Raw genomic sequence first — 11988 nt, 5'->3', positions numbered from 1 at the left:
CCCGACACAGGCTCCACTCAACCCGACACAGGCTCCACTCAGCCGGATACCGGCGCGAACACCCCTGACGCCGGTGAAGCCGACGAGGGCGAGGAACAGATCGACCTCGGCGCAGCAGAAGAAGACGAGGGCGAGGAACAGATCGACCTCGGCGCAGAAGAAGACGAAGAGGACGACCAGATCATCTTCGCAACAGAAGAAGACGGCGAGGATCAGAGTGAAATCCGTGTGGACGAAGCCACCGACGAGTTGGCCGCAACCGATCTGGATTTCCTTGGATCCGAAGTCAGGCAACCATCATGGCGCTATAATAACCTCAACGACGATGATGGCTGGGGCGGACGTTGGTTCAGTCGGTATGAAAATCGGCGCAGCAATGACAGGGAAGATCGCCAGGATGACGAGCCGGAGTTTAATTTCCAAGGCCTGTGGGATCACTACTCTGATTTGTTCGCCTAACGGCAATAATCGCTGAAAAAGTGAGCGATTGATCATAGCGGCCCGGGCGGGATTCAGGATTTGAACCTCGCCCGGGCCTTTTCTATCCAAACACGTAGCGAAACGTGGCAGTTTGAAAGCATACGTTTCGGAGTTCGGTTTTCATTCATCACAAAGGCTGATCACGTAAGCCGCGTCAGCCTTTGCCGCATTGAGCCAGAGTGACTTTTTCTGCACCCGGAATTCCGGACATCCAACAGACCGGGACAGGATTTTGAAGCACTGATGATTGATGAAGGCACCGCGCAACCATCCTTTGATACGATCGAAAAACAGTTCGGTTTTAGCGAAAGACCAACTATCCATATTCACAACGTGATAAATATTGGACTGCAAATCAGAGATTAAAAATTCAGTTCAACATTCCAGCGGGCCAACCTCGCATGAAATTTACGGGATACTAGAAATGAAGCCTGAGAAAGTTATGACGAGTTCCAGAAGCTACCAAGCGTATATGAATAGCCCGTACAAAAGCAGCAAGCATTCGACTTATTTTGATGTGTATGACCGGCTTTTTGCGTCATATGTGGGAAAGAAAATCACTTTCATCGAAATCGGAGTGCTGAGCGGTGGCTCTCTGTTCATGTGGAGGGAATTCTTTGGCCCCGAGGCGCGTATCATCGGGGTCGAACTGAACCCCGATGCGAAACGGTGGGAAGAAGAAGGTTTCGAAATTTTCATCGGCAGCCAGAGCGATCCCGAATTTCTGGAAAAGATTGTGAAAGAAGTCGGCGACATCGACATCGTTCTGGATGATGGCGGCCATACCTACGAACAACAGATCATCACCACCGAATGCATGCTTCCGCACATCAAGGATGGCGGGTTGCTTGTGGTCGAAGATACGCACACCTCGTATATGGAAGGCTTTGGTTTCAAACATCGCTCCTTCATCAAATACGCCACCAAGATGGTTGATCGTATCAATCACCGCTTTTCCCGGCTGATGTCATCTAATTCTGAAAACCGGGTCTGGGGGATCAGTTTTTTTGAATCCTTCGTCGTATTCGAAGTGAACAGGAAGGCAACCGCGGTTGTGTCCACCCCCACCGAAAACGACGGCACAGATTTGCACACAAAAGATTTCCGACACGCGGACAATCAATCCTACGAGCAGTTGCTGCAGACCTCCAAAGGCCTGTCATCCCTCAAGGCAATTCCAGGAATGAAATCCGTGGCTAAGCTCGTCAGAGCAATCCTGTCCCTGCCATCCAACATGAAGCGTGCCCGCAGACTGAAGAAGTATTTTTAATTTGGAGCATCGTTTTGCTACGCCAGTTTTTTTCCGAATTTTGGACAGATCTTCCTTCGATACTTAAAAATATTGGTCAAACAATCCGCACCTTCACAGCATGGCTGATTGCAGTCAGGCTGGACATACTCATCGCCTTGGCGATCGGGGCTTGTACTGCTGCCGTAACATTTTCACTCGCTGAACGCGTGCCCGATACGATGCTCGATATTGAACTGAACCTTTGGCCCTGGTTCAATTCCGACATCCTGAGGGTCAAGAGCACGATGATCAGCCTTGGCGGTGATCATTTCAGGACCCAGGTACATCCGCTTGCATCAATCATCATGTATCCGCCGACCAAATTGATGCTGATCGCCGGGTTTTCTGAGCGCACCGCGATGACAATATATCTGGTCGCCGTAAATCTGATGTGGTCCATGGCGCTGTATGCGGCTCTTCGCGGGCTAACTTTACAACGCGTTGATGCAGTTATTTTCACTGTATTCGGAAACGCAACGGCAAGCGCCATTTTCTGGATGCCAATCGTCGAAGTCTACAGCACAGCCTCTCTCACCGTAATGCTGACATTGGCATTGGGCACACAGATCCACAAAGGCAAGCTGCCCCAATTCATGCAGTCGGTTGCAAGTGCACTGTCGCTTTCAATGACAACCACAAACTGGATGGCTGGTTGGTTCGTGACGATGGCAGGCAACAACTACCGGCGCTTTCTGCGTATTACGTTCGACGCGCTTCTGATCGTCACGCTGATTTTCGCTGTGCAAAAGATGCTTATCGTCAGAACGCTCTTTTTTGTTCCAAATGTCGGTCTGGAAATGACATACATGTTCCATGACTCTGCGCTTGGTATTCCCGAAAAGCTGCGTGCCTTTTTCATTTACAGCTTTGCCGCGCCATTTCCTGAATTTAAGATGCACATCTACGATAACGGCCTGATCGAACGATATTTCAGTTTCCAGGGGGCTTCGTTTTGGAAGATGCGGTGGACCGGCCTCGTCGGTCTCGCAGCGGCGCTTCCTCTGCTTGTTTGGGGCATCTGGACCGCCTGGCGTGGGAAAACGACTTCGCGCCTTATGGGACAGGCCATATTGGCCTTCATCGCCCTGCAATGTCTCTTTCATTCTTTTTGGGGTGATGAAACGTTTCTTTACTCGATGAACTATATGCCCGGGGTCATTCTTCTTGCCGCCATGGGCGCATTGACGAAGGCCCGTACAGCGGTGCTGGCTGCTGCGGTCCTTGCGAGTGTATTGCTCGGCCTTAACAACTTCGCAGCATTCGAATTCTCACTGCAAGAAGTCGGCACCTATCTCGCGGAACAGGCTGTACAATAAGATGACATTTCAGCGCCCCATCTCGCGCCCGCAGACTGAAAGAGTTTTTTACCAAAACCTGTCCTCTGGTAGATTACCGCCCAACCAGAGACAGCAAAAGCGCTTTGGAGTCGATCAGCCGGTCCGATTGTTCGCGAATTGCAAAATGGTTTCTGAACGCTTTCTCCGGAGCGAACCAGAGCATGCGCGACAAGCGATACGTAGTAGCCGGTGGCTCAACAGCTGCGACAAGGGCATCGCCGGATGTGACATGGACTGTCAGATCCCCAAAACTTTTTATCGGCTCTTCTTCACATAGTCCGGCAGGGCATATGATAAGCGCAGCAGTCGATCTGTCTGCCCAATCGCGCCGCACATAAACATTGGCGACAAAAGCGTCATTGCCGGTCACATTCCGATCAAACCGCTCCAAGTAATCCAAAGGCGGCAGAAATTCCCGGAGCGCGGTGTTCAGGTTCAAAACCGCCTGGGTGCTATAGTCATCCCGCAGGTCTTCGTGCATCCAGATCGCAACTGCCTGCCTCTGAGGCCCATGCTCAAGTTCCCACACCGCAGGACGAACAAAGAAAAGCGCCACGATAACGCCTGCCCCCCAAGCGTATCGAGGCACCATCCCGCGGCCCAGCCCGGCGCAATACGCTGCCAGAAGAATTGCACAAGCTGGGACCATATGATGCAAAAGAGAGCGGAAGCCCTGCGTATAAAAGAAGCCCCCATAACACAGCCCGACAAACACCAGGATTTTCACGATCGCTGGGCCGCGAACCAATAGTATCGGCGCCGCCAAGACCGGAACGATCGCTGCGGGTAGCAGGAGATATGGCAAGCGCTCAAAATCGACGAGGGACATAAAACGAAAGCGGCCCGGGGCGCGGCTTACGACCTCAAACTCATGTCCGGGAAGCGGCCAGCCCAATGAGTGCAAAAGCGCAATCCAGACCTGTACAAGCAGAACTGCCGCGAGTGTAACCGCAGCGACTTTTATCAAAAACACGCGCCTCCCTTGTCCTGCAAACAAGAACATCAGACCCGCAAAAAATAGAATAAGAGCACCACCCGTGGGCAATGCAAAGACGGACAGAACCGAAAAGACCGTAGCTTCCGCAAAGTGCCCCGAGACGATGTAGCCGAAGGCCGCCATAAACATCGCACAGAATAGAACTTCGCGCGCATAAGGCATCGCCATATCAGCGTATTGCTCGTAGCTGGCTGAATAGCTGAGGGAAACGGCAAAGACGACCAGCGTAGAGGCAACCAATGCAAGATCGACGATGGACAGGCTGCGCTGCTTGCGGATCACTAGGCTTAGGCGGCAGATGCCTAAAAGCAGAATGCCGGTTCCGACGGGGCCAACAAGGCGTACCGCAGGCTCGGCTTCGCCCAACACAAGAGCGAACCATGTCGACGGGACATAATTCATAATCGTGTCTGCAGCAGGATAACTATTCAATCCGTAAGAGCCGGGCGGCCAGAACGGAGTGCCCTCACGGATAATCCGGATGGTGCTTTCCAGAGCTTGCGCCCCATCGTCGTTAAACGATTCGAAATATATCTTGGGGGCCAGAATGGCAGCAAGCACCCAAATGAGGGCGATGGCTGCAACAATGACTCCGCCGCCTTTTAAACTAATTTCACGGGTTTCTTGTCGGCTGAGCAATACCAGGCCCAGCAGCAACAATATGCCGCCGCCAGCAAGGGCGTGAAATGGCGTAAGCGGCCCGGGAATGACAGCCTCGAGCAACAGCGCTAGTACGGGCATCGCGATAAGGCCCACCCCGACACCACCGAGGACAACATCCAGGATCATTTCCGATCGCCTTGCGCCGATATAGGCAACTGTACCGGGGCCAAACAGCCATAACACCGCGCAAATCGTGAGCACAGGAGAGGCCAGTGCGAAGAAAAACGGATCGGCGGCAACACGTGATAACCCGTCTTCAGAAAGAGGTGAGAAACCAAGCGCGCTTTCGCCAATAACGGGGCCATACAAAAAGGCGAAAATAAACCCTGCAAGCGAAAGCACTGTCAGGCCATATGCCAAATAACGAGAACTCATAACAAAACCTCTCCTGCGGGCGCACCAAAGATGTACCGCCAGTCGCCAGAAACCCTGGGTTTAAGCACCGATGGAACAACGGGCGTGAAAAGAAAGACCCCAGAACAAATCAGAAATGCACGCTCTGCGCGTTGATCAGGGTTCTTAACTACAAACATATTTTAACTGTGTATTTATCGGGGTTTTGTGGATCACTCGAACTCACCAGACTGATTGCTCACACCTATCCTTTCTCGTCTTCTCCGCCTGAGACAATCTCCTGGATAATAAACAAGGGACGTCGTTTGGATTCCATAAACAGTCTACCCAAATACTCCCCTATTACCCCCAAAACGATCAACTGACCGCTGCCGAGAATCAAAACCACCGACATCAACGTCGTCCAACCCTGAAGCGCGATACCGGAAAAATAGCTGTAGGCCGTGTATGCAAAAAACAGGACGCCAATCATCGCGCACAAGAACCCAATGTAGATCGACATGCGCAGCGGAGCAGTAGAGAAACCGGTTATAGCATCTATTGCGAAGGCAATCATTTTTCGCAACGGATATTTAGTGGACCCGGCAAAGCGTTTATCACGGACGTATTCGATGGGCACTTGCTTGAACCCCAGCCAGCTGACCATTCCCCGGATGAACCTGTTGTGCTCAGGCATTCCGTTCAGTGCATCAACCACCGGTCGCGTCATGAGGCGGAAATCGCCGGTGTCTTGCGGAATAGAAATATCAACAAACCGGTTGATAAGCCGATAGAACATATGCGCTGAGAGCTTTTTGAAGGCCGTTTCCCCCATGCGCTGTGAACGACGGCCATAAACCACATCAGCGCCCAGCTCGATCATCTTGATCATATCAGGCAGCAGTTCTGGCGGATCCTGCAGATCCGCATCAAGAACAAAGATCAGCTCACCCCGGCATACGCTCAGACCGGCGGAAAGAGCGAGTTGGTGCCCGTGATTGCGCGACAGTAATATGCCCACCACATGCTGATCATCTTTCGCAAGGTCTCTGATTTTCTCTCCCGTACCGTCGCTTGAGCCGTCATCAACAAGGCAAATCTCATAGTCATCTCCAACCCCAGCCTCACAAACTCCGGTCACGCGTGTGTACAATGTCGACAGAGATTCAATCTCATTGTAGCACGGGATCACAACCGAGAGCCTTGGGTGTGAGATAGTGGGGCGTGTTTCGACCATAATGCTTACCTTCTAATACCACCTACCTAATATTACTCATTTTTGAATAACTGCCGCCTCATATCCAACCCAATTGCAACAAATGATCGTCTTGTTGCCCAGCTGAATGACACCTTAGGGAAGAACTTGGTGGGGCTGTTCAAGCAAACGCCGGGCGGGAACGAAGCTGAACACTATCTTTGGCTGAACTGTTCTCGTCCCCCCCTGAGGTCGCTTTCATTCACTGTTCTGCACCAGGCCCTGAGCCCCGAGAGTTGAGGGGCCGTCTGCTATCTCTAATACATCCCTGTGCCTCAAAGCTTCGGCAAGCATTAGAGTGAACTCCACTTTGTCCGAATGATCCAGATGAGACGCGTCAGGAATCTCAAATCCCGACATTCCCGGGTCGTCCAGAAAGTGGATCGTTTCAGCATCGGTCAGTTCTGCAATCACGTCCCAATAAACCTCGCGCGGAAGAGCGGCCGTTTCAAGCTGAAGCATGTCTTCGCTCACAGGCATATAAACAACAATGACGCGACCTCCGCGATCTTCGATCCTTGAGACGAGGCGACCAAAGTCTTCGGCAATGAACGCCCGCCACGCATCAGGGTCCAGGTGCGTTTGCGCGGCCATCATTCTGACCATGGAATCGACGCGGGATTTTCTGAGTGCCGGGACATTGACGTTCTCGAACCGCATAGTCGTTTCCCGATTTATATCCGTGGTTACATAATCCGGCGGGCCAGCAAAATTCCCGTGCTTTAACAGGTTTCGCAACAGCCCGATGGCGCGATAGTGATGATCGCCCAGAGCCAATCGCGATGTCACCTGATCCCCCAGCCAGGTGTCGATGTATCGGGCTTTGTTCCAATGCCGGTTGTAGTAGTCGACATTGGGCATTTGCTCCTCTCGGGCGGGGCCGGGCATCATCAATGACGGGATGATCGACAACACGACCAAGCCTTTGAATTGGGAATTCTGCGCTAGGTCCTCAAAGGCCGAATAGGGTGCGGCACCTGCTACAGCCAATTGGTGAATCTGAACACCTCCAAGCGCCTCGGACAGCGTTGAAAGTGATACATTCGACTGCATGCGGGATGCGCCAAGCAAGGCAATCGAGTCAGCATTGGTATCTGCTTCCATTTCGGACCGTACGAGCGCCCAGCGTTCCGCCGAATAATCAACACTGGGTATGCCGCCTTCGCTGCGAATGTGAAGCTCGAGGGCCCCAAGGAGAAGTATTGCCAGCACCAGAGACGTGAAGATTGAAACCAGGTAGAGGGACCCGTTTCTGGTCTTGATTGCAGGCGTCTTTTCTGTGGCAACTGCATCTAGCGTCTTTTGCTCCATACTGTCCCCTCAATCCCTAAAACTGAAAATAGATGAACGCATCGGAACTGCTGCCGATCACCGCGATCGAGAGTATGGCCAAAGTTCCAAGAGCCGTGACAATGGGCAATGGCAATGCGTCGACAACTTCCCGAAGCGGCCGATGGCGCAATTGCCAATGTGCAGCAAACAGCCCCAACAGGCTGAGCAAAACAATCGCAACTTCGAGTTTTGGCACCACACGGTCGCTGGAACCGGAGGCAAACAATGACGTGAACATCGAGCTACTCTGCGTCAGGTTTTCGGCCCGGAACAACATTGCTGACTGTGAAAACAACAGCATTGTCAGTGCCCAAAATGAAATCTTTGCCGCAGTGGTTTGCCAGACGGGCCAGTGCCCGAGCTTGTGACGCAAACTCAGTTCGGTCACCAACACCAGGCCATTGAACACCCCCCAAACGACAAACGTCCAGTTCGCCCCGTGCCACAGGCCAATGATCGTCATCGTAAGCAACTGCGCATACATGGTGTTGTAGATTGTGCGGCTGCGCGTCGACCGGATGCTTGCGTAAAGATAATCCCTAAACCATGTCGACATGGATATATGCCACCGATGCCACAGATCGGCATACCCGATGGCCGAAAATGGTGCTCTGAAATTTTCTGGCAACACGAACCCAAGAGACAGCGCAACACCAATCGCCATCAACGAGTATCCGGCAAAGTCACTGAATATCTGGCCCATGAATGCGAAATTGGCCAGGATAACCATATATGCTGGCAGTATTTCGTTATGTTCATGTTCGTAAACCACATTGACGACAGGGGCGAACAGCCCATCTGCCAAAACGACCTTTTCGAACAACCCGATGACAAACAAAACCAGGGCCCAACCCAACTGATCGGCACTGACCTTGGGCTTTACTTTCAACTGAGGCATGAAGCGGCGGGCTCTGACGATTGGGCCGGCAACCAGTTGCGGGAAGAAGGCAACAAAAAGAGCGAAATCCAGAAACCCCGCGTCAGGGCGCATGCGTCCTTTATAGACGTCAAGGGAATAGGTCAGGGTTTGGAAGGTGTAAAAGGAAATTCCAATCGGCAACAAAACACTCCAGGGCATCGGCTCATACACGATACCAAATTGCCCAAGCAAATCCGTTGCGCTCGTCAGCAGGAACTCACCATATTTGAAATAGCTGAGCACCCCAAGGTTCCCCACCAAACTGACAAACAACCAGAATTTTTTTCCGCTTGAGGAGTCTGCGCGGTAGATCCGCTTTGCCGCGTAGAAATCCACGCAAGTCGAGAAAATGATTATCAGCAGATAGGGTAGGTTCCAGGCGGCATAAAAAAGCCAGCTCATCACCAGCAGAAAGACCTTCTTCAACCGCCACTCGAAATTCAGCTGGTAGCAAACGAAAACGATAAGAAAAAAGGCTGCAAATAAGTATGAGTTGAAAACCATTGATGAAGAACCAGAACAAAACGCCGCATACTATTGGTACCCATTGAGCTCTGCCTTGTGAAGTTAAGCTTCGAGACCAGTGATCGGATTGGAAACATAGCCGCGAAAAATGTTTCGCCGTGAGGATTAGTTCAGTCAGGTTGGGCTGATTGTTTCATGGCGACTCATAGCGGTTGCGGGACCGCGTTAATGTCTGGTCTTTTACAACCTTGGTCCGAAACCAATCCGGATCATATGCAAGTACCCGGTACCGCTTAGGACGGTGGCTATGTGGCATGATTAATAATTTGCGTCACTCACACCTGCGGTCCATCTTCAATTCAGGCAGTTCCATCAGCGCTTCAAAGTAACGCCCAGCTACATTTTTTGACCCACGATTATTGTAGTGCACGTCATCCGCCATGAACCGATCAGACCAAGCCTTCGACATATCGACCACGATGATCCGAGACTCAGGATTTGAAGTCTTTTTGGCCAGAGAGGCAATCCCCTTGTTCATGGATGATACCCGGCTCTGCAGATTGGCGTCCATGACGCGGCTATGACCGGGTGCGATCTGCTCCAAGAAAATTACAACCTGTGGATTAACCGCCCGGAATTTTTTGATTACCTCGCCAATGTTTCCAACGATTTTTTCGGTGGGTTCATTGGTCTCGATCAGGTCGTTTCCGCCGATCCCAAGCAATACGATATCGGGTGGGCCCGTCCGCCTGAGAAAATCATCCAGATTGGCAAGTAAATCCGTCGTTGAATACCCGATGGCACCTGCGTGATCGCGATCAAATGGATATTTTTTCACCTTAGGATAGTTCGCTGCGTCCACGAAGGGCCCGACGAAATCAAAGGCGACGCCCTGGGTTACAAGCAGTGACCAAAGCTCATGCCGGTAACTTTCAAAACGAGGGCGATCCCCTACCACGCGGGAATCTCCGACCGGCATTATGGTCGTTGCCGCACACTCATTCTGGGTAGCCGAAGATACACCCGGAGACAGCAACCCCAAAACACATATCGCCAATATCAGAAGCAATGGCTTGACGTATCTCATGCCAGATTTCGCCGGACTAAACATCGCTCACATTACCCTAACACTCATTTACAACCCGTCTTTCGGGTTCTATCGCAAATTTCTTTGCAGACAGCATAGAAGGAGAGGCCCAACAGATCACTATGCTCGTTTTGCGAACTGTTGTGGTGCCTCTGACGTCTGTGTGACAATCAATGATCCGTTGACAGCGCAGCTTAACAATGCAGTGGCAATTGTATCGAATATTGATGAAATAACACTGTTTTTGGGCCGCTGATCTGACTTAAAAATACGAAGAGCACGGTGGAAATTTCGTGGCAACGATTGAAGTTTTTTCATTATTTCAAAATCTTAGCGCTTATACTCAATTGGGTTCGCCGCGATCTTTCGACGGTCCTTAGCTTGAAACAAGCTACCGGGCTTGCCAGAATTGCTCTGACTGCGGATATAGTTGAACCCGGATTTTAGTATCGAGGCGGTTAGTGGTTTTGTGGCAAAAGAGATTGTTTTCGCAATTTAACACACACACCGTAATCCAGTTGGTTCTTGGATTCACCATCATCGCTGCTGCGCTCGTGGTTCTTGCCTCTTTTTGGCCCGGATCCATAGGCTGGGATTACGACATAGTATTGAAAGAGGCCGCATTGGGGTCTTTCCGGGGACATCAACCGGCACCTGCAGGTATGTTTGCCTGGGCGGTGACATTCGGAACATCGTATCCGGCACCAGTTTTTGTTTTAAAGGTTGTTGTCTTTTTTGCAGGGGCGGCTGTTGTTGTTTTTAGCCGCGCACCGCTGATTGTGCGAATAGGCGCTACACTGCTAGTTCTGTCTCCGGCTGTGTTGTATCACGCACCATTGCTAAGGACGAATACCATCGAGGCCGCATTTCTGGGTCTCGCATTCGCGATCGGCATGACGGGACATTCGAAAACACGCGCCGCGATCGCCTGGCTTTGTCTTGTTTGCGCCGCGCTGCACAGCCAGGCGCTGAACCCCGGTCACGCTGGTCTAGTCATGCTGTATTTCATGTGGAACTTTCCGGGATGGTCGCTGCTCCGAAACTTTCTATCGGCAGTAGCGGTTGTCATTTCAGTGTGGGGGGTTCTGGCTGCAGCGAATGCTGTTGCGGGCAATCCCAGTCGCAGTTCTACGCTATATGTCTCGACGCTCAACGGAGTGGCTGCACTGCATAAAACCGGGGAAACAACATGCCTGAGCCCCGAGCTTGTGCGCGGCGGAGCAAAAACACCCGAAGACGTGCTGGACGAGTATTATGCGCATCCGCACATCGGAACTCTGCTGTGGCGAAAAGGAGAAGGGCTGCGCCCGCCTCTGTTCCTGTCCGAACAACAGCATACCGCCGTCATGGATTGCTGGAAGCTTACCGTTGCTGAAAAACCCGGGGCTTTCATACGCGAACGCGTACGTCTTGCGCTCATGACGCTGCGCGCATCGCACATTGATCAGCAATTTGTATTTCTCCGGGAAGGTCCCTGGCTTTTACAGAACAAGGGTTACGCTGCAACGCTGGATCTTCCGGCGGTCTCGCGTGCAATCCTGAGTTATGGCCATTGGGGGAGCCGGATCAAGTTGACAAAGATGTATCCGTATCTGGCGCTTTTGTTGTTGGTTGGCGCCGTGGTATTTGCCCTTCGAAAAGAGCATCGGCTTTTTGTGGTTGTGGCGATACTGACGGTGATCGGATTCATGTTGCCACAGCTCTTGCTCGCGCAGGCGCTGAGCTTTCGCTACTATCTGGTGTCGGCATCCGTGACATGCTGGATCGGTCTTGCATTTCTCTGGGTGCTGAGCGACCGCTCACGGCGCACTCTGCAGAATTGAAACAAG

9 protein-coding genes are annotated in these 11988 nt (G+C 51.9%); 4 read left to right on the top strand and 5 right to left on the bottom strand.

Features of this window, described 5'->3' with window-relative positions; genetic code table 11:
• From ACR0DT_RS21855 to ACR0DT_RS21845, 3 genes are all read left to right on the top strand, one after another.
• Positions 1–459, top strand: a 459-nt coding sequence (locus ACR0DT_RS21855) for a hypothetical protein (RefSeq protein WP_480712794.1), incomplete at its 5' end; no start/stop codon positions are given.
• 364 nt (positions 460–823) lie between these two features.
• Complete coding sequence (locus tag ACR0DT_RS21850) at positions 824–1750, top strand: class I SAM-dependent methyltransferase (RefSeq protein WP_480712793.1); 927 nt, start codon at positions 824–826, stop codon at positions 1748–1750.
• Positions 1751–1764: 14 nt separating this feature from the next.
• Positions 1765–3087 carry a hypothetical protein gene (locus ACR0DT_RS21845; protein WP_480712792.1) on the top strand — a complete coding sequence of 441 codons (1323 nt, stop codon included), beginning with the start codon at positions 1765–1767 and terminating at the stop codon, positions 3085–3087.
• 73 nt (positions 3088–3160) lie between these two features.
• On the opposite strand, the gene ACR0DT_RS21840 is transcribed toward ACR0DT_RS21845, so the two are convergent.
• The 5 genes from ACR0DT_RS21840 to ACR0DT_RS21820 form a co-directional block, all read right to left on the bottom strand.
• A complete protein-coding gene (locus ACR0DT_RS21840; RefSeq protein WP_480712791.1) occupies positions 3161–5143 on the bottom strand; it encodes a hypothetical protein in 1983 nt (660 codons plus the stop codon).
• Between the two features lie 223 nt (positions 5144–5366).
• Complete coding sequence (locus ACR0DT_RS21835) at positions 5367–6338, bottom strand: glycosyltransferase family 2 protein (protein WP_480712790.1); 972 nt, start codon at positions 6336–6338, stop codon at positions 5367–5369.
• A gap of 216 nt (positions 6339–6554) precedes the next feature.
• Complete coding sequence (locus ACR0DT_RS21830) at positions 6555–7667, bottom strand: hypothetical protein (RefSeq protein ID WP_480712789.1); 1113 nt, start codon at positions 7665–7667, stop codon at positions 6555–6557.
• A gap of 16 nt (positions 7668–7683) precedes the next feature.
• Positions 7684–9033 (bottom strand): MBOAT family O-acyltransferase, encoded by a 1350-nt coding sequence (locus ACR0DT_RS21825; protein WP_480712788.1) that lies wholly within the window; start codon positions 9031–9033, stop codon positions 7684–7686.
• 370 nt (positions 9034–9403) lie between these two features.
• Positions 9404–10159 carry a GDSL-type esterase/lipase family protein gene (locus ACR0DT_RS21820; protein WP_480712787.1) on the bottom strand — a complete coding sequence of 252 codons (756 nt, stop codon included), beginning with the start codon at positions 10157–10159 and terminating at the stop codon, positions 9404–9406.
• Positions 10160–10641: 482 nt separating this feature from the next.
• Between ACR0DT_RS21820 and ACR0DT_RS21815 the strand changes: the two genes are divergently transcribed.
• Positions 10642–11982, top strand: coding sequence for a hypothetical protein (locus ACR0DT_RS21815; RefSeq protein WP_480712786.1), 1341 nt, complete (start codon positions 10642–10644; stop codon positions 11980–11982).
• Positions 11983–11988 lie beyond the last annotated feature (6 nt).

This window comes from Ruegeria sp. BI11, assembly GCF_056538005.1.
The sequence above is the reverse complement of the archived record's forward strand: the minus strand, read 5'-3'. Positions and strand labels throughout refer to the sequence as shown.

Excerpts from the sequence above, each read along its gene's own strand:
- ACR0DT_RS21840 (WP_480712791.1), bottom strand. The coding sequence starts at position 5,143 with ATGAGTTCTCGTTATTTGGCATATGGCCTGACAGTGCTTTCGCTTGCA.
- ACR0DT_RS21820 (WP_480712787.1), bottom strand. The coding sequence starts at position 10,159 with ATGAGATACGTCAAGCCATTGCTTCTGATATTGGCGATATGTGTTTTG.
- ACR0DT_RS21835 (WP_480712790.1), bottom strand. The coding sequence starts at position 6,338 with ATGGTCGAAACACGCCCCACTATCTCACACCCAAGGCTCTCGGTTGTG.
- ACR0DT_RS21830 (WP_480712789.1), bottom strand. The coding sequence starts at position 7,667 with ATGGAGCAAAAGACGCTAGATGCAGTTGCCACAGAAAAGACGCCTGCA.